This is a genomic window from Streptomyces lincolnensis (assembly GCF_021173675.1).
Classification (GTDB): domain Bacteria; phylum Actinomycetota; class Actinomycetes; order Streptomycetales; family Streptomycetaceae; genus Streptomyces; species Streptomyces lincolnensis_B.
Genome location: NZ_JAIHON010000002.1, coordinates 672,804 through 692,879 on the forward strand (window position 1 = coordinate 672,804; position 20,076 = coordinate 692,879).

The 20,076-nt window shown below is 69.3% G+C and carries 16 protein-coding genes; 12 read left to right on the plus strand and 4 right to left on the minus strand.

The features are described from left to right. The first annotated feature begins 13 nt into the window (after nucleotides 1-13). The 11 genes from K4B79_RS06575 to K4B79_RS06625 all read left to right on the plus strand — a co-directional run bounded on the left by K4B79_RS06575 (nucleotide 14) and on the right by K4B79_RS06625 (nucleotide 14,058). Nucleotides 14-1,513 carry a glycoside hydrolase family 43 protein gene (locus tag K4B79_RS06575; protein WP_232025296.1) on the plus strand — a complete coding sequence of 500 codons (1,500 nt, stop codon included), beginning with the start codon at nucleotides 14-16 and terminating at the stop codon, nucleotides 1,511-1,513. Between the two features lie 29 nt (nucleotides 1,514-1,542). Continuing rightward, the gene (locus tag K4B79_RS06580; protein WP_232025297.1) at nucleotides 1,543-3,531 is read left to right on the plus strand and encodes a pectinesterase family protein; all 1,989 of its coding nucleotides are present in this window, start codon (nucleotides 1,543-1,545) and stop codon (nucleotides 3,529-3,531) included. 116 nt (nucleotides 3,532-3,647) lie between these two features. Continuing rightward, nucleotides 3,648-4,991, plus strand: a complete 1,344-nt coding sequence (locus tag K4B79_RS06585) for an ABC transporter substrate-binding protein (protein ID WP_232025298.1) — start codon at nucleotides 3,648-3,650, stop codon at nucleotides 4,989-4,991. A gap of 180 nt (nucleotides 4,992-5,171) precedes the next feature. Beyond that, a complete protein-coding gene (locus K4B79_RS06590) occupies nucleotides 5,172-5,972 on the plus strand; it encodes a rhamnogalacturonan acetylesterase (RefSeq protein ID WP_232025299.1) in 801 nt (266 codons plus the stop codon). Nucleotides 5,973-6,022: 50 nt separating this feature from the next. Then, nucleotides 6,023-7,345 (plus strand): pectate lyase family protein, encoded by a 1,323-nt coding sequence (locus tag K4B79_RS06595; protein ID WP_232025300.1) that lies wholly within the window; start codon nucleotides 6,023-6,025, stop codon nucleotides 7,343-7,345. A gap of 78 nt (nucleotides 7,346-7,423) precedes the next feature. Continuing rightward, the gene (locus tag K4B79_RS06600) at nucleotides 7,424-8,545 is read left to right on the plus strand and encodes a pectinesterase family protein (protein WP_232025301.1); all 1,122 of its coding nucleotides are present in this window, start codon (nucleotides 7,424-7,426) and stop codon (nucleotides 8,543-8,545) included. 1 nt (nucleotide 8,546) lies between these two features. Then, complete coding sequence (locus K4B79_RS06605; protein ID WP_232025302.1) at nucleotides 8,547-9,608, plus strand: pectinesterase family protein; 1,062 nt, start codon at nucleotides 8,547-8,549, stop codon at nucleotides 9,606-9,608. Nucleotides 9,609-9,612: 4 nt separating this feature from the next. Beyond that, nucleotides 9,613-10,860: a pectate lyase family protein gene (locus tag K4B79_RS06610; protein ID WP_232025303.1), complete on the plus strand. Its 1,248-nt coding sequence runs from the start codon at nucleotides 9,613-9,615 to the stop codon at nucleotides 10,858-10,860. Further along, nucleotides 10,853-12,007 carry a dienelactone hydrolase family protein gene (locus tag K4B79_RS06615; protein WP_232025304.1) on the plus strand — a complete coding sequence of 385 codons (1,155 nt, stop codon included), beginning with the start codon at nucleotides 10,853-10,855 and terminating at the stop codon, nucleotides 12,005-12,007. The genes K4B79_RS06610 and K4B79_RS06615 overlap by 8 nt, the downstream gene beginning before the upstream one ends. Before the next feature lie 49 nt (nucleotides 12,008-12,056). Further along, nucleotides 12,057-13,166 carry a right-handed parallel beta-helix repeat-containing protein gene (locus tag K4B79_RS06620; protein ID WP_232025305.1) on the plus strand — a complete coding sequence of 370 codons (1,110 nt, stop codon included), beginning with the start codon at nucleotides 12,057-12,059 and terminating at the stop codon, nucleotides 13,164-13,166. A 94-nt stretch (nucleotides 13,167-13,260) separates the two neighbouring features. Then, complete coding sequence (locus tag K4B79_RS06625; RefSeq protein ID WP_232025306.1) at nucleotides 13,261-14,058, plus strand: HAD family acid phosphatase; 798 nt, start codon at nucleotides 13,261-13,263, stop codon at nucleotides 14,056-14,058. A gap of 3 nt (nucleotides 14,059-14,061) precedes the next feature. Here K4B79_RS06625 and K4B79_RS06630 read toward each other — a convergent pair whose 3' ends face one another. After that, nucleotides 14,062-16,260 (minus strand): family 43 glycosylhydrolase, encoded by a 2,199-nt coding sequence (locus K4B79_RS06630; RefSeq protein ID WP_232025307.1) that lies wholly within the window; start codon nucleotides 16,258-16,260, stop codon nucleotides 14,062-14,064. Nucleotides 16,261-16,462: 202 nt separating this feature from the next. Between K4B79_RS06630 and K4B79_RS06635 the strand changes: the two genes are divergently transcribed. Next, complete coding sequence (locus K4B79_RS06635) at nucleotides 16,463-17,578, plus strand: right-handed parallel beta-helix repeat-containing protein (protein WP_232025308.1); 1,116 nt, start codon at nucleotides 16,463-16,465, stop codon at nucleotides 17,576-17,578. Between the two features lie 123 nt (nucleotides 17,579-17,701). Here the strand turns inward: K4B79_RS06635 and K4B79_RS06640 are convergent, their stop codons facing one another. The 3 genes from K4B79_RS06640 to K4B79_RS06650 all read right to left on the minus strand — a co-directional run bounded on the left by K4B79_RS06640 (nucleotide 17,702) and on the right by K4B79_RS06650 (nucleotide 20,027). Then, nucleotides 17,702-18,532 (minus strand): pectate lyase, encoded by an 831-nt coding sequence (locus K4B79_RS06640; protein ID WP_232025309.1) that lies wholly within the window; start codon nucleotides 18,530-18,532, stop codon nucleotides 17,702-17,704. Nucleotides 18,533-18,615: 83 nt separating this feature from the next. Continuing rightward, nucleotides 18,616-19,464 carry a hypothetical protein gene (locus K4B79_RS06645; RefSeq protein ID WP_232025310.1) on the minus strand — a complete coding sequence of 283 codons (849 nt, stop codon included), beginning with the start codon at nucleotides 19,462-19,464 and terminating at the stop codon, nucleotides 18,616-18,618. Continuing rightward, nucleotides 19,461-20,027, minus strand: coding sequence for a SigE family RNA polymerase sigma factor (locus K4B79_RS06650; RefSeq protein ID WP_232025311.1), 567 nt, complete (start codon nucleotides 20,025-20,027; stop codon nucleotides 19,461-19,463). Before K4B79_RS06650 ends, K4B79_RS06645 begins: the two co-directional genes overlap by 4 nt. Nucleotides 20,028-20,076 lie beyond the last annotated feature (49 nt).

Consider the following 20,076-nt stretch of genomic DNA (forward strand, 5'->3'; position numbering starts at 1 on the left):
GTACCCGGACCCCATGACGTATACGAACCCGGTCCTGAACGCCGACTGGTCCGACCCGGACGTGATCCGTGTCGGCGACGACTTCTACCTCACCGCCTCCAGCTTCAGCCGCGTGCCCGGGCTGCCGCTGCTGCACTCGCGCGACCTGGTCAACTGGACCCTGGTCGGCCACGCCCTCGAACGGCTGGAACCGGCCGCGGAGTTCGCCGGTCCGCGCCACGACTGCGGTGTCTGGGCACCCTCCCTGCGCCACCACGACGAGCGCTTCTGGATCTTCTGGGGCGACCCCGACCAAGGCATCTTCCAGATCAACGCCCCCGGGATCAGGGGACCTTGGACCCGCCCGCACCTCGTCAAGGCGGGCAAGGGGCTCATCGACCCCTGCCCCCTGTGGGACGACGAGACCGGCGAGGCGTACCTGGTGCACGCCTGGGCGAAGTCCCGCTCGGGCGTCAAGAACCGTCTCACCGGGCACCGGATGCACCCTGACGGGACGTCACTTCTCGACGAGGGCAAGGTGATCGTCGACGGGGACCGCATACCCGGCTGGTTCACCCTCGAAGGCCCCAAGCTCTACCGGCACGACGGCTGGTTCTGGATCCTGGCGCCCGCCGGGGGAGTGGAGACCGGCTGGCAGGGCGCCTTCCGCTCGCGCGGCTTCTTCGGGCCGTACGAGGAGCAGATCGTCCTGGAGCAGAAGGACACCGACGTCAACGGCCCCCACCAGGGCGGCTGGGTGCGCACCCCGTCCGGCGAGGACTGGTTCCTGCACTTCCAGCAGAAGGGCGCCTACGGCAGGGTCGTCCACCTCCAGCCGATGCGCTGGGGCACGGACGGCTGGCCGGTGCTCGGAGCCGACGGCGCCCCCGTCGCCGTACACCGGAAGCCGGACCTGCCGGAGCAGACGGCCGCCGCCCCGGCCACCGACGACGACTTCCCCGGCGGACGCTTCGGACGGCAGTGGCAGTGGACGGCCAACCCCCGGGACGGCTGGGCCACCCAGCACTCCGGGGACGGCCTGCGCCTCGCCTGCGTCCGCTCGGCCGACGCGCACGACCTGCGCAAACTGCCCCACGTCCTCACCCAGCGGCTGCCGGGCACCCCGTCCGCCGTCGAGGTCGACCTGACCCTGCACGGCGAGGAACCGGGCGCCCGCGCGGGCCTCGTGGTCCTCGGTGACGCCTTCGGCTGGATCGGGCTCCAGCGGGGCGCCGACGGCGCGGTCCATCTCGTGCACCGCTTCGCCGAGGGGGTCGCCGAGCGGGAACGGGACGCCGATCATCCGCGGCTCGCCCCCGAAGGACGGGCCCGGCTGCGGATCGAGATCGGCGCCGGGGCACGCTGCCGGTTCTTCTACGACATCGGCGAGGGCCCGGTCCCGTCCGGTCCCGTCTTCGCCGCGACCCCCTGGCGCTGGGTAGGCGCCCTGCTCGGACTGTTCGCCCTCGCACCCGCCGGACCGGGACACGCCGGCGCGGCGAGCTTCACGCAGTTCCGGATCACCCCGCTGTAACCCACCCCGTCCGCCTGTTGGGAGCCGCAATGACGCACTTCCGTAGCAAGCGCTTGCCGAGACCGGGCCACGGCAGAGTCGTGGCCGCTGTGTTCGCCCTGGTGGGTGCCCTGTGCCTCGGGTCGCTCGGGGAGGCCGGTGCCGCGACCCCCGCGCCGGCCACCTCCGGTTCGGCCGACCGCTGGAGCGACCGGCCGCACGGTTTCGCCTCCCTGGCCGGCGGTACCACCGGCGGGGCGGGCGGCAAGGTCGTGACCGTCACCGACCAGGCCTCGCTGGCCGCGTACGCGGCGGCGCCCGAGCCGTACGTCATCCGCGTCCAGGGCACGATCACCGCCCAGCCCTTCGGCGCGAGCATCACCGTCGCCTCGGACAAGACGATCGTCGGTGTCGGCACGAGCGGTGAACTGGTGCAGGGCGAGTTCCACCTCGCACCCGGCACCCACAACGTGATCATCCGCAACCTGACGATCCGCGACTCGGCGGTCGAGGGCAACTGGGACTGCAAGGACACCGACTTCGACGGCATCCAGATGGACACCGTCCACCACGTCTGGGTCGACCACAACCGCTTCTCGAACATCTGCGACGGGCAGCTCGACGTCCGCAAGGACAGCGAGTACGTCACCGTCTCCTACAACCGCTTCGAGAACAACAACAAGACGTTCGGGCTGGGTTGGACCACCAACGTCAGGACGCAGATCACGATCGACCACAACTGGTTCGCCAACACCAAGCAGCGCAACCCGTCCGTGGACAACGCGGCCTACGCCCACCTCTACAACAACTACCTGACCGCACAGGCCGATCCCGGCGACCCCGTCTGGACGTACGGCAACTGGTCGCGCGGCAGGACGAAGATGGTCATCGAGAACAGCTACTACCAGGACGTCCAGCACCCCTACCAGGCAGACACCACCGCCGAGTTGGTGCAGCGCGGGTCGATCCTGAAGCGCACGACCGGACGGCACGACACGTGGGGTTCCGCCTTCGACCCCCGGGAGTTCTACGCCTACCGGCTGGACCCGGCGGCCGCCGTCCCGGCGCTGGTGAAGAAGTTCTCCGGGCCGCAGCAGAGGATCGGGACCACGCTGCGGGTACCCGGTGACCTTCCGACCGTGCAGGCCGCCGTGGACGCCGTGCCCGCTGGGAACACCGTGCCGGTGACGATCGCGGTGGCTCCGGGGACGTACCGGGAGAAGGTGTTCATCCCCGCGAGCAAGCCGAACATCGTGCTCCAGGGGACTGGACAGGACCGGTCCGACACCGTCATCGTCTTCGACACGCCCGCCGCGTACGGGGGTTCGACCGGCAGCGCGACGGTTCGGATCGCCGCGAACGACGTCACCGCCCGCAACCTCACCTTCAGCAACGACTTCGACGAGGCCGCGGTCGAGCTCAGCGGCGAGCAGGCCCTCGCCATGAAGACGACCGGCGACCGGATCGTCTTCGAGGACACGGCGTTCCTGGGCAACCAGGACACCCTGATGACCGACAGCCCCAAGCTGGACGTGATCAGCCGGGTCTACGTCCGCGACTCCTACATCGAGGGCGACGTCGACTTCGTCTACGGACGGGCCACCACCGTGGTGGAGCGCTCCGTGATCCGGGCGCTGAGCCGGGGCTCGGACAGCAACAACGGCTACATCACGGCCGCTTCGACCTGGACCGGCAACCCGTACGGCTTCCTGATCACCGACTCCAGGATCGTGAGCGACGCGCCGGCCGGCACCTTCCACCTGGGGCGGCCGTGGCACCCGGGCGGGGAGCCGAACGCCGTCGCCCAGGTGCTGATCCGCGACACCTGGCTGCCCGCCGCGATCAAGTCCTCGCCGTGGACCGACATGAGCGGCTTCTCGTGGAAGGACGCGCGGTTCAGCGAGTACGGCAACCGCGGACCGGGGGCGGCCGTGACCGCGGACCGGCCGCAGATGAGCGAGGCCGAGGCCCGGGACCACACCGTCGCCGACTACCTCGCGGGCACGGACGGCTGGGCGCCGTACGCCGCCCGCCACTGACCCCCACAACTCCATAGCCCCACAGCTCCATGGCCCCACTGCTCCATAGCTCCACAGCTCCCTCGCGGGCTGCGCTCGACCAAGAAGTGTTTGGACCAGAAGAAGAGAGCCGACCAATGAAGATCAGCATCCGCAGAAGCAGGCGCGCCGCCGTGGCCGTCGCTCTGGGCTCCGTCCTCGCCCTGACCGCCACCGCCTGCGGTGACGACGGCAGCGGCACCGGCGGTGACAAGGGCGAAGAGGGCAGCGGCAAGGGCGAGATCGTCTTCTGGGACAACAACGGCGGTGTGCGCACCGACATCTGGAAGGAGATCATCGCCGACTTCGAGAAGGCGAACCCGGACATCAAGGTCGAGTACGTCGGCATCCCCTCCACCGACTACCAGTCCAAGGTCGACACCGCCCTCCAGGGCGGCGGTCTGCCGGACGTCGGTGGCGTCGGCGCCGCGATGCTCGCCGGTTTCGCCGCCCAGAACGCGCTGGAGCCGCTGGACGACCGGCTCACCAAGTCCTCGCTGAACGGCAAGCTCAACGAGGACATGGTCAAGTCGCTGAAGGCCGCCGGCGGCGGTGACGGCACGCTCTACTCCGTCCCGACCTCCGCCAACAACGGTGTTCTCTACTACCGCACCGACCTGTTCCAGAAGGCGGGCCTGGACGCGCCCACCACCTGGGACAAGTTCTACGAGGCCGCGGACAAGCTCACCAACGCCAAGAACAACGAGTTCGGCTACACCATCCGCGGTGGCGCCGGTTCCATCGCCCAGGCGCTGGACGCGATGTACGGGCAGAGCGGGATCACCTCGTTCTGGAACGGCGACAAGACGACGGTCAACGACCCCAAGAACGTCGCGGCGCTGGAGAAGTACGCGGCCCTCTACAAGAAGGCCACCCCGGCGGCCGACCTGAACAACGACTTCACCAAGATGGTCGCCCAGTGGGATTCCGGCACGATCGGCATGCTGAACCACAACCTGGGTTCCTACCAGGACCATGTGAAGGCGCTCGGGGTCGACAAGTTCCGGGGCATTCCGCAGCCGATCGGCTCCGCCGGTAAGCGGGTGCAGGTGTCCAACCCCGTGGACGGGCTCGGGCTGTTCAAGAGCTCCAAGAACAAGGAAGCGGCCTGGAAGTTCATCGAGTTCGCCACGACCGCCGCGGAGAACTCCAAGTTCAACAAGTCGGCCGGGCAGGTGCCGTCCAACAACGACGCGGCGAAGGACGCGTGGGTGTCGGAGGCGGAGCCGACGAAGCTGGCTGCTGCCGCGCTCAGTGACGGGTCCACGACGATCGTTCAGTTGCCGTACTACCTGCCGGACTGGAACACGATCTCCAAGGCCGACAACGAGCCGAACTTCCAGAAGGTGTTGCTCGGGGACATGAAGGCGAAGGAGTTCCTGGACACGCTGGCCGATCAGTTGAACACGGCTCAGGCGGAGTGGAACGAGCGGAACGGCTAAGAGCTCGGTCGTGAATGTCTGAGGCCGGCTGCGGGTTAATCGTGGCTGGTCGCGCCCACGCGGCGGTAGCCGCACATTGAGCACGGCCCCGCGCCCCTTTGGGGGCGCGGGGGTTACCCCCCACTTGAAAGGCACCGCCGCACAGATCTCTTTCGTACGCCTTTGAGAAAGGCACCCCCCGTGTCACTTTCCCGCAGACAAGTAACTTCCGCGGCGTTCGCGGCCGTTCCGCTCGGTCTTGCCGCGAGCGGTACCGCTCAGGCCTCCGGGGGCCGTCGTACCCGGACCCTCTACATCGCCGGTGATTCCACGGCGGCCCAGAAATACGCTGCCGCCGCCCCGGAGACCGGGTGGGGGATGGCGATTCCGTTCTTCCTGCGCAAGGGGCTGGCCGTCGCCAACCACGCGGTGAACGGGCGCAGTTCGAAGAGCTTCGTCGACGAGGGGCGGCTCGATGTCGTCCTCGGTGCGATCAGGCCGGGTGACTACCTGGTCATCCAGTTCGCGCACAACGACGAGAAGGCCGAGGATCCCGCTCGGTACACCGAGCCCTGGACGACGTACCAGGACTACCTGCGTCTGTATGTCGAGGGCGCCCGTGCGCGTGGCGCCCGGCCGGTGCTGGCGACGCCGGTGGAGCGCCGCAGGTTCGACGCGGGCGGCAACGCCGTGACGAGCCACGGCGACTATCCGGCGGCGATGCGTGCGCTCGCCGAGAAGGAGCGCGTCGCGCTGCTCGACGTCCAGGCCCTGTCGATCGCGCTGTGGCAGGAGCTCGGGGTCGAGGGGACGAAGACGTACTTCAACTGGACGCCGACCGAGCAGGACAACACGCACTTCAACCCGCCGGGCGCGATCGCCGTGGCCCGGCTGGTGGCGCGCGAGCTGCTGCGCACCCGTGTGCTGGCCCCGCAGGACGTCCGCCGGCTCGACCAGGAGATCCCCGAGGCGTGGATCACCTGGCCGGAAGCCGCCGCGTAACCGTCCCGACCGCGCGTAACCATCCCGACCGCAGAAAAGAGAGCCGCACCATGAACACACAGGTATGGCATGGGCATGCCATGAAGAAGTCCGCCGTGCTGATCGGCTGCACCGCGCTCGTCCTCGGTCTCACCGGCGCCGCCACCGACGCCGAGGCGGGTTCCTCCCGTGACCTCGGCCGCCAGGTCCTCGGCGCGAACGACGGATGGGGCTCCGAGGGCGCGGGCACGACCGGCGGTTCGGCCGCCGACGCCGAGCACGTCTACACGGTCACCACCTGGGCGGAGTTCAAGGCCGCGCTGGCCGCCGGCGGCGACGCGCCGAAGATCATCAAGGTCAAGGGCATGATCGACGCCGTCGCCCAGGGCTGCGAGGCCTTCGTCACCGACGGCTACGACCTCCAGCAGTACCTCAAGGACTACGACCCGGCGGTCTACGGCAACGACAAGGTCGCCATGGGCCCGCAGGAGGACGCCCGGGTGGCCTCCGCGGCCAAGCAGAACGCCGAGATCAAGGCGTTCATCCCCAGCAACACCACGATCGTCGGCGTCGGGAAGAACTCCGGCATCCTCGGCGGCAGCCTCCAGGTCTTCGGTGTCTCGAACGTCATCCTGCGCAACCTCACCATCGAGGCCCCACTCGACTGCTTCCCCAAGTGGGACCCGACCGACGACGACAACACCGGCAACTGGAACTCCGAGTACGACACCGTGGTCGTCTACGGCACCGACCACGTCTGGCTGGACCACAACACGTTCACCGACGGGCGCTACCCCGACAGCGAGCGGCCGGTCTACTTCGGCAAGGTCTTCCAGCAGCACGACGGGCTGACGGACATCGTGCGCGGCTCCAACTACGTGACGGTGTCCTGGAACCGCTACGAGAACCACGACAAGAACATGCTCATCGGCAACGGCGACGGCCTCGCCGCCATCGACGCCGGCAAGCTCAAGGTCACCATGCACCACAACCGCTTCGACGGGATCCTCCAGCGTTCCCCGCGCGTGCGGTTCGGGCAGGTCGACGTCTACAACAACCACTACGTGGTGACCGAGGAACAACAGGACGACTACTACATCTTCGGTGTCGGCATCTCCTCGCAGCTGTACGCCACCGACAACTCGATCTCGCTGCCGCCCGGCGCGAGCGTCGGCAAGGCCCTGAAGAAGTGGAACGAGTCCCCGCTGACCGCCGAGAACAACTACGTCAACGGCAAGCGGACCGACCTGATCGCCGTCCACAACGCCGAGATCCCGTCGGAGACCCTCCAGTCGGGCGCCGGATGGAAGCCGACCCTGCGGACCAAGGTCGACCACCCCAAGGCGGTCCCGGGAATCGTCGGGTACAACGCGGGCGCCGGCCGCCTGCGCTGACGTTCCTCTCCTGACCGGGCCGGGGCGCACCGCCGCCCCGGCCCGCACCCCCGAAAGAGCCAGCGAAGGAGCACCCGCATGCCCTCGCCCCACCACCGACTCCCCTTCTCCAGAAGGGGGTTCCTGACCGCGACCGCCGCCCTCGGCCTCGCCACGCTCCCCACGCCCGCCGCCGCCCGCCCCCGCCCCTTCGGCCGCTACGGCTCCCCGGCCGCGCGCCTCACCCCGACCACCCTCTACGTCGACCAGGGCGGCCGGGGCGACTTCACCACCGTCCAGGCCGCCGTGACCGCGACCGGCGGGAGCGGCTGGACACTCGTCATCGCGCCGGGGACGTACCGGGAGACGGTCGCCGTCGACGCGAGCCGTACGGAGATGACCTGGCTCGGCGCAGGCACGGACGCGCGCGATGTCGTGATCGTCTACGACAACGCCGCCGGCACCCCGAAGCCCGACGGCTCCGGCACCTACGGCACCACCGGCTCCGCCACCACCACCGTGAAGGCCGACGGCTTCACCGCCCGTCACCTCACCTTCGCCAACGACTGGCTGCGCGCCGACCACCCCGGCGTCAGCGGCACCCAGGCCGTCGCCATCAAGGTGCAGGGCGACCGCTCGGCCTTCCACCACTGCCGCTTCCTCGGCCACCAGGACACCCTGTACGCCGACTCCATGGCCCTCGGCGTCTTCGCCCGCCAGTACTTCTCGCACTGCTACGTCGAGGGCGACGTCGACTTCGTCTTCGGCCGGGCCACCGCCGTGTACGAGAACTGCCACTTCCGGACCCTGATCCGGACCGACCTGGCCTCGGCCCCGTACGGCTTCGTCTTCGCCCCCTCCACGGCGGGCGCCAACCCACGCGGATACCTCGTCACCCGGAGCCGGGTGAGCAGCGAGGCGCCCGACGGCTATTACAAGCTCGCCCGCCCCTGGGTGCCCAGCTCCGACACCACCGCCCGCCCCTCGCTCGTCGTCCGCGACACCAGGCTGGGCCCCGGCATCGACGCGGTCGCGCCCTACGCCACCATGTCCGACTCCTTCCCCTGGCAGAACCAGCGGTTCGCCGAGTACCGCAACAGCGGTCCGGGCGCCGCGATCACCGTCCCCGCGAACCGCCCCCAACTCACCGCCGAACAGGCAGCGTCGGCGACCCGCGCGGCCTACCTCGGCAACTGGGAGCCGTGGAAGGAGGCGTGCTGACATGCGCAGACGCACCCTGCTCACGGGCATCGCCGGGGGACTGGCGGCCGTCGGCGCGGGAACCGCTCCCGCCCTCGCCGTTCCCGCGCCCGCCCTCTCTGCTCCCGCCTCCGGCCGCCGTGTCCTGCATGTCCGCCCCGGCGACTCCGTCCAGGCGGCCGTCGACGCGGTGTCCGGACCGGGCTGGACGATCGTCGTGCACCCGGGAACGTACCGGGAGGTCGTCAACATCGCGGTCTCGAAGGCGGAGTTGACTCTGCGCGGAGCGACCCGCGACCCCCGCCGCACGGTCATCGTGTACGACAACGCCAACGGCACTCCCAGGCCCGACGGTTCGGGCACCTACGGCACCGCGGGCTCCGCCACCTTCACCTCGGCGGCCCCCGGGCTCACCGTCCGCGACCTCACCCTCGCCAACGACTGGCTGCGCGCCGACCACCCCGAGATCACCGGCACCCAGGCGGTGGCGTCCTACACCTACGGGGACCGCACCCACTTCGAGAACGTCCGTCTGCTGGCCCACCAGGACACCGTCTTCGTCGAGACAAGCGCGCTCGACGCCTTCGACCGGCAGTACTTCCACCGCTGCTACATCGAGGGCGACGTCGACTTCGTCTTCGGCCGGGCCACCGCCGTCTTCGAGGAGTGCCACTTCCACACGCTGCGACGGGACGTCGACTTCACCCCCAAGGGCATGGTCTTCGCCCCCTCCACGGCCCGCGCGAATCCCCACGGCATCCTGGCCGTCCGCTGCCGCATCACCTCCGGCGCGGAGGACGCCGCGTACAAGCTGGCGAGGCCGTGGGTGCCGTCGTACGAGACGACCGCCTGGCCGTCCCTCGTGGTCCGCGACACCCGGATCGGGCCCGGGATCGACGCGGTGACGCCGTACACCAACATGCGCGAGGCGTACCCCTGGCAGACCATGCGCTTTCGGGAGTACGGCAATTCGGGGCCCGGCGCGGTGATCACGGTCCCGGAGAACCGGCCGCAGCTGACGGCGGCCGAGGCCGGGGTACACACCAGGAGGACGTATCTGGGCGATTGGCGCCCCCGTGTTTAGGGCCGTGGCCGCTCTGGTCGCCGGCGCCTTCCTGTGCTGGCCCACGCCTGCCTCGGCCGCCACCGGTTGGGGCGCCACCGGTTGGGGCGCCGGTACGACCGGAGGCGCAGGCGGCCCGACCTGGACAGTGCACACCCGCGCCGAGCTCAAGGAGGCGCTGGCGGTCACGGGACCGAAGACGATCCGGGTCGTCGGTGACATCAACGGCCATGAGGCGGACGACGGTTCACTCCTCGGCGAGCAGGACTACGCGCCCGGCTACGACCTCGCGAAGTACATGTCCTGCTTCGGCGAGGACGGCGCCGGCTGGTCCGACACCCGCCACGACTACTGCAGGCAGCAACGCCAGTTGCGGCAGACCGGGTCGAACAAGGAGAAGGCGCAGATCCAGCTGACCGTGCCGAGCGACACCACGCTCGTCGGTGTGGGGGACAGGGCCCGGCTGCTCGGGGTCTTCCTGACGGTCAACACCGGCACGAACATCGTCATCCGCAACCTCCACCTCGAAGCGCCGGTCGACCACTTCACCACCTGGTCGCCCGGCGACAGCACACGCGGCAGCTGGAACGCCCGCTTCGACGCGCTGACCGTGATCACCGGCAAGAACATCTGGATCGACCACTGCACCTTCACCGACGGCCGCTTCCCGGACCGCGAGGCACCCCTCGGCTTCCACGGCGAGCGGGTGGGGCGGCACGACGGACTGCTGGACATCGAGGACGGCTCGGACTTCGTCACCGTCTCCGACAGCCGGTTCACCGACCACGACAAGGCGATCCTCATCGGGTCGGGCGACGGCCGCGGCGACCGCGACCGCGGCCACCTCAAGGTCACCCTGATCCGGAACCTGTTCACGGACATCGTGCAGCGCGCGCCACGCGTCCGCTTCGGCCAGGTGCACGTCGTCAACAACGTGTACCGGGGCCGGACCACCCCGCTCTACGCCCTCGGCGTGGGCATGGAGTCCGCGATCTTCTCCGAACGCAACGTGTTCCGGTACCGGAGCGGCACCCCCGCCCTCGCGGTCGCCGACTACGGCGGCGAGCACTTCCACGACACCGGGTCCTGGTTCAACGGCCGCCCCGCCGGGCTGAACGCCATGGCCGGCGCCCTCGGACTCGGCGACGAGGTCGGCTGGGATCCGGCCGAGGTCTACGACTACCGGGTGCTCACGTCCCCCTCGGCGGTGGAGCGTCAAGTGCTGCGGCATGCCGGGGCGGGTCGTGCGAAGGAAGGGAGGCCGCATGAGTGAGTCGCTCGGCCGCCGGACGTTCGTGGCGGGAGCCGCGGCGGCGGCCTTCGCCGGGGCGGGCACCGGGAGCGCGGAGGCCGCCGACCTGGTGGGAGGGAATCTGCCCGACTTCTATCCCGCGCTCAAGAACGAGCTGAACTTCCCGCTCGCCTGGGGCACTTCACCCGTCCGTGACTTCAAGGCCTGGCGCCGGGCCGCCCGGACGGTGGTCGAGGAACACCTCATCGTCCCACGCCAGCACAGCACGCGGTACACGCCGGAGTTCACCTCCGGCCCCCAAGGTGACGGCTACTCAAGGGAGTTGGTCACCCTCTCCCTCACCCGCCACGAACGCGTCCGCGGGGCCCTGCTCACCCCGCACGGCCCCGGCCCCTTCCCCGCCGTGCTGCTGCTGCACGACCACGGAGCCCGGTTCGACATCGGGAAGGAGAAACTGATCCGCCCCTGGTACGACGACACCCGGCTCGCCTCCGCACAGGCCTGGGCGGACAAGTACTTCAGCGGCCGCTTCGTCGGCGACGAACTGGCGAGGCGCGGATACGTCGTCCTCTGCCTGGACGCCCTCGGCTGGGGCGACCGCGGCCCGCTCGCCTACGACCAACAGCAGGCGCTGGCCGGCAACTTCTACAACCTCGGCTCCTCGCTCGCCGGGCTCATGGCCCGCGAGGACGCCCGCGCCGCCGGGTTCCTGGCCGGCCTGGACCGGGTGGACGCCCGCCGGGTCGCCGCCCTCGGTTTCTCCATGGGCGCCTACCGCGCCTGGCAGACGGCCGCGCTGACCGACACCGTCGCGGCCACCGCCGCCGTCTGCTGGATGACCGGCCTGAAGGAAATGATGGTGCCCGGCAACAACACCCTGCGCGGGCAGTCCAGTTACTACATGCTCCACCCCGGGCTCCCCCGGTTCCTCGACTTCCCCGACGTGGCGAGCATCGCCGCACCCAGGCCGATGCTCTTCTTCAGCGGCGCCCTGGACACCCTCTTCCCTGCCGACGGCGTACGGGTGGCCCACGACAAGCTGACCGCCGTCTGGCGCTCGCGCCACGCCGAGGAGCGGTTGCGCCTCAAGATCTGGCCCGACCTCGGCCATGTCTTCGTCGACCGCATGCAGGACGAGGTCTTCGCCTGGCTCGACAGCGTCCTGTGACCGTCCCCGCGTTCATCTCCCCACAGCACGACGAAAGGACCCGCACTCCATGTCTCGTCGTACCGCTCTCCTCACGGCCGCCGTGGCCCTCGGCTCCGGCCTCGCCGTCCTCCCCACCCAGGCGCAGGCCGCGACCGTGGTCGTCAGCAACTCCACCGACCTGTCCAACGCCATCAAGAACGCCACCCCCGGCACCGTCATCCAGGTCCGCGGCGGCACCTACTACCCGACGGCCACACTCCAGTCGACGGCCAACGGCACGTCCTCGGCGCCGGTCACGCTCACCGCGTACGGCTCGGAGACGGTGAAGATCGACGGCTCGTCCCTGCCCTCCGGCTCCTGGATCCTGAAGCTGACGGCCGACTACTGGAACGTCTCCAACATGACCTTCCAGAACTCCCCGGACAGTGCGGTGGTCTGCCAGTCCTGCACCGGCACCAACTGGAACAACATCAAGACCATCAACGGCGGCGACTCCGGCTTCACGCTCACCGGTGACGGCACGGTCAACAACACGGTGAGGAACATCGACAGTTACGGCCACTACGACGCCGCCACCCACGGAGAGAACGCCGACGGCATCGCCGTGAAGTTCGGCTCCGGCTCCGGCAACCTCATCACCGGGGCCCGCCTCTACAACAACTCCGACGACGGCCTGGACTTCTGGTCCTTCTCCTCGCCCGTCACCGTCGAGCACACCTGGGCCATGGGCAACGGCAAGAACCGCTGGTCCGACTCCGCGTTCGCGGGCGACGGCAACGGCTACAAGCTCGGCGGCGACGGCGAGGTCGTCGCGCACGTCGTCAACAACTCGGCCGCCTGGGACAACGCCGGCAACGGCTTCACCGAGAACAGCAACAAGGGCGCCATCGTCATCAACCGCACCACCGCCTACGCCAACGCCAAATGGGGCTACTACTTCGCCACCGGCACCGCCAAACTCGGCAAGAACCTCGCGGTGAGCAACGGCGGCGGCTCGGTCAGCAAGAGCTCCTCGGTCACCTCGTCCGGCAACAACTGGGACTCCGGCATCCCGACACCCGCCTTCCGATCGACGGACGCGAGCAGCACGTACAACGCCCGCAGCTCCAGCGGCACGCTCCCCGCCACCACGTTCCTCACCACGGGCAGCACCACCATCGGCTCGACCATGAACTGACCTGACGCCCGCCACCCCGGTCCCGGGGCGCTTGACCCGTTTTTTGCCCGGCGGGTCTCGCGCCCGCCGGGGTGACGCGCGTAGAACGTCTGTCATGCATAAGCCACTGCGTCTCGCAGCCCTCACCGCCGCCTGTGCCGTCGCCGCCGGTGCCCTCTACGGGGCCGGTATGGCGACCGCCGGTCAGTCCACGGCGAGCTCCACGCACGAGCCCTACAACATCGGGCTCCTGGTCAAGGACATCGACACCTACTACGGCACCGCGGCCGACGCGAACGGCGTGTACCAGGCGTCCCCGGACAGCCCGTACGCCAAGGATCTCGCGTCGATCGACGCCGCGGCGAGGACGTACATCGACAAGGCCGCCCGCAAGGCCGTCCACCAGGGCGAGAAGCCCGCGGTCGTGTTCGACATCGACGACACACTGCTGCTCAGCCTCGACTACGAGAAGCGGTACAACTACACCTACAACTCGGCCACATGGGCCGCCTACGTCAACAAGGCCGACCGGCCGGCCGTCTTCGGCAGCCCCGAACTCCTGCGGTACGCCGAGAAGAAGGGCGTCGAGGTCTTCTACAACTCGGGGCTCAGCGAGGCCCAGCGCTCCGCTGCCGTCGAGAACCTGAAGAAGGTCGGCGCCGAGGTGAACCTCGACGCCGACCACATGTTCCTGAAGAACACCGCCAACCCGCCCTCGTACCTGAGCGGTTGCGCCACTCCGGGCACCTGGACCTGCACCACCGTGCAGTACAAGTCCGGCACCCGCAAGCACATCGAGCGGGACCTCGGGTACGAGATCATCGCCAACTTCGGCGACCAGTACTCCGACCTCGACGGCGGTTACGCCGACAGGACGTACAAGCTGCCGAACCCGACGTACTTCGTCGGCTGAGCGTCAGCGCCGGACCGGCCTGATCGACTCCAGTGTCGGCACCACCGGCTCGATCGAGCCGTCCGCCGCGAACTCCATCCGGTCGATGGTGGTTTCGCGGTGCATGCCGTCGCCGCCGGACTTACCGGGCCCGTTCAGGGCGAAGCGGTGGTAGACGATGTACCAGTCGTCGGTGCCGGGCACGTTCACCACGGAGTGGTGGCCGGTGCCGAGGATGCCGTACTCGGGACGCTTCGACAGGATCGTCCCCTGCTTGGTCCACGGGCCGAGCGGGGACGGTCCCGTCGCGTAGGCGACGTGGTAGTTCTCGCTGCGGGTGTCGTCCTCGGACCACATGAAGTAGTAGGTGCCCTCGCGCTTGATCACGAAGGACCCCTCGCGGAAGTTGTCCGGGGTGATGTCCTTCACCTGCGAGGCGTCGAAGGACACCATGTCGTCGTTGAGCGGCACGACGTATCCGTGGCCGTTGCCCCAGTAGAGATACGACTGCCCGTCGTCGTCGGTGTAGACCGCGGGGTCGATCATCTGGCCCTTCAGCGAACCGCCCTTCGCCACCAGGGGCTTGCCCAGCGCGTCCTTGAACGGGCCCGCGGGGGAGTCGGCCACCGCCACGCCGATCTGCTGCTCGGCGCAGAAGTAGAAGTAGTACTTGCCGTCCCGCTCGGCGATCGCCGGCGCCCACGCGTTCTTGTCCGCCCAGCTCACGTCCGGACCGAGGTCCAGGATGACGCCGTGGTCCTTCCAGTGGACCAGGTCCTTCGACGAGTACGCCTTGAACTTCGTCCCGCTCCAGCCCTGGAAGCCGTCCGTCGTCGGATAGATCCAGTACTCGCCGTTCAGATAGTGCACGTCCGGGTCGGCGTTGAGACCGGGCAGGGTCGGGCTGCCGGTGCGCACCGCCTCGACCGTCCAGGCGCGTTTCGTCCCGTCCGCGGCCGTCACGGTGTACGTCTGCGGCGTGCGGAAGTCCCGGCGGGTACCGGACCGGGGGCTCACGGTCGAGCCCTCGCCGGCCCACAGCTTCGGGGCGAGGCGGCTCAGGTCGGTGCCGGGCGTCATCGGCAGCACGACCTTCGAGGCCGCCTCGGTGACGATCGCGTACCCCTTCTGGCCGGTCGCCGTCGCGTCCACGACCGAGGTGGGCGAGGCGGGATACGCGGCGAGCAGCCGGTCGTACTCCTTCCGCGTCACCGGGAGCACGGTGCCGTGCCGGGGGCTGGCCGGCAGCTGGTAGTTCGTGGACGGGGTCCACTTGCCCGAGTCGAGGTCGGTGGTCTCGAAGGGGACGTAGCCGCGGCCGCCGTACTCGTCGATGAAGAGGTACCACTTCTTCTCGGTGTTGGACTTGAACACCGTCGGGCCCTCACCGCGCTCCATCGCGCCGCTGCCGATGCAGTCCGCGACGAAGTCGTACTTCGTGGAGGTCAGGCTCGTCGACTTCTCGCCGGTGATGAACTTCGCGCAGGGGGAGCTGGAGGCCGGGTCCCGCTCGTCCTTGGTGTAGCGGTAGTAGGTGTCCTTGTACTTCACGACCGTCGAGTCGATGACCGAGTAGCCCGGGTCGTTCCAGACCTTCGGCGCGCTGAAGGTGCGGAAGTCCTCGGTGGTCGCGTACATCATCTTGTTGTACGTCGATCCCGTGTGCCCGGGGTCGTCCTCGGCGTACAGCTTCGACGCCCAGAAGACGACGTACTTGCCGAGGGAGTCGTCCCAGTAGGCCTCCGGCGCCCAGGTGTTGCCCGCGTTGTCCGGGGAGACCTTCACCAGGCGCTGGTCGGTCCAGTGGACCAGGTCGGTGGACTCCCACACCATGATCGACTTGCTGCCGTGCCGCTGCACGTCGTCCCAACTGCCGCTGCTGTTCTGGTACATCCTCAGATCGGTGGCGATCAGATAGAACTTGTCACCTTCGGGGGAGCGGATCACGAACGGGTCGCGCAGCCCCTTCTCGCCGATCGTCGAGGTGAGCACCGGCTTGCCCTGGTTCAGCTCACGCCAGTGCAGCGCGTCGTTGCCACGGCTGAGGGCGTAGCGGATCTGCTCGCCGTCGGCCGTGCCCTCGCCGGTGAAGTAGGCGAACAGATAGCCGGCGTACTGGGGCTGCTTCACGGGTGGTGCTCCTGGATGGGCGGACGCCGGTGGGGCGGTGAACAGAGAGAGGAGGAGGGCGAGACAGGCGAGGAGCAGGAGTCGGGGGCGCATGCCAGTCCTCTGTGTGAGTGTGGGGGTTTCTGTTGAGTAGTGCGCGCCTTCGGAGTCTCACCAGTGGGAAACAGCACGTCAATCGGTGAGTACGGGATGAGAGCCAGCGAAAGTTTCGACTGTTTTCGCAGGGGCGCGGCAACTCTTCCGGGGACGGTGACGACTGCATGCCGTCTCACGTCCCCGAGGAAAGGAACGCCCCGTGCGGCTCAGCACCGGACGCCACCGCAGGACCCGTACCCTCTCCATCGCCGCGGCGATCGCCGTCGCCGCGGGAGCGGGCGGCGTCCACCTCGGCCTCTCCGACGGCGGAGCCCAGGCCGCGGCGACGACGGTCACCGTGTCCACCACCGCGCAGCTGGAAACGGCCGTCAGGAACGCGACCGCCGGCACCGTCATCGAGATCCGCGGCGGCACCTACACCCCGGCGGCCACCCTCAAGTCCACGGCGAACGGCACGAGTTCCGCACGGATCGTGCTGCGGGCGCACGGCGGCGAGAAGGTGCGGATCGACGGGTCGAAGCTGGCGGACGGCTCCTGGCTGGCGGGGATCGACGGCGACTACTGGACCGTGCGGGACCTCACCTTCCAGAACTCGCCCGCGCAGGGGTTCGTCGCCACCTCGTCCGTCGGCGGTGTCTTCGATAACCTCGTCACCGCGCACAACGGGGACTCCGGGTTCACGCTGCGCGGCGACGGTACGACCGACAACCTCGTGCGGAACCTGGACAGTCACGCCAACCACGACCCCTCCGGGCGCGGGCACAACGCCGACGGGATCGCGGTGAGGTTCGGCTCGGGCACGGGGAACCGCATCACCGGGGCGCGGCTGTTCGACAACTCCGGCGCCGGGCTCGATCTGTGGCAGTTCTCGTCCCCGGTCACCATCGAGCACGTGTGGGCCTTCGGCAACGGGAACGGGTTCGAGCTCGGTGGTGGGGGTGTCGCGGTCGGGCATGTCGTCAACAACAACGCGGCGTGGGACAACAGGGGGGATGGGTTCACCGAGAGCTCCAATCTCGGGGGGATCGTGCTGAACCGGAACACCGCGTATGGCAATGGCGGGGTGGGGTTCTCTTTCGCGGCCGGGAAGGCTCGGCTCGCTCGGAATCTTGCGGTGGGCAACAAGGGTGGGATGTCGAAGGTGGGGGTCTCGACGGTGTCCGCCGCGAACAACTGGGACGCCGGGGTGGTGACGCCGTCGTTCAGGTCGACGGATGCGGCGGCGGCTTCTGGGGTGCGGAGGTCGGGTGGGGGGCTGCCTGTCACCGCGTTTCTGACTACTGGGTCCTCCGTTATCGGATCCACCATGGGCTGACTGTTGTATGCGGGCTGCCGGTCCGTTGTGGCTGGTCGCGCAGTTCCCCGCGCCCCTATAGGGGCGCAAGCGCCCCGTCGGTCGTTGCCGGCGGGGCGCTTTACGCGTACCGATCGAGGGGGATCAGCGGTACGTGATGTCCGAGGACTTGAACTTGCAGGTCTTGCCGTCGGGGCCGGTGCCGAGTTCCTTGGGCTCCTTGCCGGTGTTGTTGCCCTGGAAGCGGACGCAGGTCTTGGTCTTCTTCTTGGGGTCGCCGTGGACGCGGATCCTCGACAGGGTGGCGGTGTCGCCGTAGTTGGCGTTGACGCCGACGACGGCCTGGAGGGGGGCCGTGATGTCGATGTCGCTCAGGACGATCGTCCGCTTGTACTGCGTCTTGCAGTTGCCGCAGGAGCGGACCAGCTTGCCGGAGTTGTGGACCTGGAAGCCGGTCACGGTGAGCTTGCCGGCGCCGTTGAACTGGAGGACCTTGTCGGAGCCGTTCTTCGCGCCGCCGCCGATGACCTTGTAGACGGCCGACGACGACTTGCCCTTGAAGCTGGCGGCGTCCTCGCCGACGTCCAGCCACCACACGTTCTGGAGCGTGCAACTGCCCTTGCAGTGAACGCCGTCCGCGGCCGGGGTGCCGATGACCACGTTCTTGAGCACGGCGCCGTCGGCCAGCTCGAAGACGGGGTCCTGGCCCTCCTCCTGGCCGCTGCCGCCCAGCGCGCCGGCGCCGTAGAACTTCTTCAGTCCGCCGTCGTAGGTGCCGGAGACCTTGATCGTCGATGACACGGCCTTGCTGCCCTTGGCGGTCGGCCAGGACGGGGCGGCGCCCGCGGAGGACAGGAGCGTCGAGGTGACGATCGCCGCGCCCGTCACGCCCAAGGCGGCTGTCCCGGCGATCACCGCCCGCCGCTTGGTGACCCGGCGACGGTGGCGGACGCGCTGTTCGGCTCGTGCAGTCATGCCCATTCCTTGCGTGGGAGAGGAACCTTGCGCTTCCTGGTCGCCACACGTGAGGAAAGGGTTGCCGCCCCTTCAGGACTCCGCTACGAGTCGTCCTCGTCGTCTTCACGGGCCGCGAAGTCGCCCGCCACGGCGCGCTGTTCGCCGCCCGCCGTCGTCGTGACCGCGTAGCGGTCGTCCCGGGCGTCCCGGCCACCGCGGTCGTGGTCGTACTGTCCGGCGAACACCCACTCGCCCGGCCACACCGTACGGCCCTGCTTGAGCACCCAGGTGTAGACGAGGTAGCCGTCCTGCTCGGCGACCGTCGTGGTGAAGTCGTCCTCGGGTGCGGACCGCCAGGCGCCCGCCGAACTGACCCCGCCGGTCTGGCGGATCCTCAACTGGACGGTGAGCGCGGTGAGTTTCTCGCTCGTCTTCACGGTCACGTTGCTCTGCGCCCAGAACTCGTTGCTGTGCGGGTCCACCGAGCCGTCCGACCACACCGGACCGTCCTCGGGACCGGCCCCCGGAGCCACCGGGGTGACCGACGCGCTCGGCGACCGCTCAGGGCTGCCGCTGGGGTCGGGGTCGGGGGAGTCGGGCGGGGTGCTCGGCGCCGGGTCCACCGGCGGCACGGGAGCGCGGCTCGTCGCGTCCGGGGACGGGGAGGGCGTCGGTGAGGCCGTGACGTTCTGCGGGGCGGCCTCCTCCTTCACCGCGGACGCCACCGCGTAGCCGCCGACACCCAGGACGCCCGCGACCGCCGCCGTGGCGGCCACCACCCGCACCCAGCCGAACACCGGCGGACGGGTCGCCCGGTGGTCGGAGCGCGTCTCCTCGGCCATGCCGCGTTCGACGCGGGCCAGGATGCGCGCGCGGTCGGGCTGGTGGGCTCCGGCCGCCTCGTGCAGCCGGGAGCGCAGTTCGTCGTGCACGTCCCGCTGCATGGTCATCGGTCCCTTCCTCCGGCGTCACCGGTGCGCGCCATCGCCGCGTGCACCTTCCGCGGAACCGCCTGTGTCCCGAGCAACCGCTGGAGTTCGGCCATTCCCTTGGAGGTCTGGCTCTTCACCGTACCGACCGAGACGCCCAGGGCGAGCGCGGTGTCCTTCTCCGAGAGGTCGAAGGCGTGTCGCAGCACCACGCAGGCGCGTTTGCGGAACGGGAGTCTACGCAACGCCTCCTGGACGTCGACGACCCCCGCCACGTCCGGGTTCTCGGTCTTCTCCTCGCGCTGCGACCAGAACAGCGCGACCCGCCGCCGTTCCCGGACCGCGCTGCGGATCCGGGTGCGGGCCAGGTTGGCGACGACGCCTCGCGCGTACGCCGCCGGATGGTCGGCCGCGCGGACCCGGTCCCAGCGGTGCCACAGGGCCAGCAGGGCGTCCGCCGCGAGATCGTCGGCGGCGTCCGCCTCGCCCGTCAGCAGATGGGCGAGGCGCGACAGTTCGGCGTAGTGGCGCTCGAAGAAGGCGTGGAACTCCACGGAGGCGGCGTCGTCGACGACAGTGCCCACGGGCGACCTCTCCCAGCTGTGCGTGTCATGTGTCTGACATGTGATCATC

Excerpts from the sequence above, each read along its gene's own strand:
- K4B79_RS06575 (WP_232025296.1), top strand. The coding sequence starts at position 14 with ATGACGTATACGAACCCGGTCCTGAACGCCGACTGGTCCGACCCGGAC.
- K4B79_RS06580 (WP_232025297.1), top strand. The coding sequence starts at position 1,543 with ATGACGCACTTCCGTAGCAAGCGCTTGCCGAGACCGGGCCACGGCAGA.
- K4B79_RS06585 (WP_232025298.1), top strand. The coding sequence starts at position 3,648 with ATGAAGATCAGCATCCGCAGAAGCAGGCGCGCCGCCGTGGCCGTCGCT.
- K4B79_RS06595 (WP_232025300.1), top strand. The coding sequence starts at position 6,023 with ATGAACACACAGGTATGGCATGGGCATGCCATGAAGAAGTCCGCCGTG.
- K4B79_RS06600 (WP_232025301.1), top strand. The coding sequence starts at position 7,424 with ATGCCCTCGCCCCACCACCGACTCCCCTTCTCCAGAAGGGGGTTCCTG.
- K4B79_RS06605 (WP_232025302.1), top strand. The coding sequence starts at position 8,547 with ATGCGCAGACGCACCCTGCTCACGGGCATCGCCGGGGGACTGGCGGCC.
- K4B79_RS06615 (WP_232025304.1), top strand. The coding sequence starts at position 10,853 with ATGAGTGAGTCGCTCGGCCGCCGGACGTTCGTGGCGGGAGCCGCGGCG.
- K4B79_RS06620 (WP_232025305.1), top strand. The coding sequence starts at position 12,057 with ATGTCTCGTCGTACCGCTCTCCTCACGGCCGCCGTGGCCCTCGGCTCC.
- K4B79_RS06625 (WP_232025306.1), top strand. The coding sequence starts at position 13,261 with ATGCATAAGCCACTGCGTCTCGCAGCCCTCACCGCCGCCTGTGCCGTC.
- K4B79_RS06630 (WP_232025307.1), bottom strand. The coding sequence starts at position 16,260 with ATGCGCCCCCGACTCCTGCTCCTCGCCTGTCTCGCCCTCCTCCTCTCT.
- K4B79_RS06640 (WP_232025309.1), bottom strand. The coding sequence starts at position 18,532 with ATGACTGCACGAGCCGAACAGCGCGTCCGCCACCGTCGCCGGGTCACC.
- K4B79_RS06645 (WP_232025310.1), bottom strand. The coding sequence starts at position 19,464 with ATGACCATGCAGCGGGACGTGCACGACGAACTGCGCTCCCGGCTGCAC.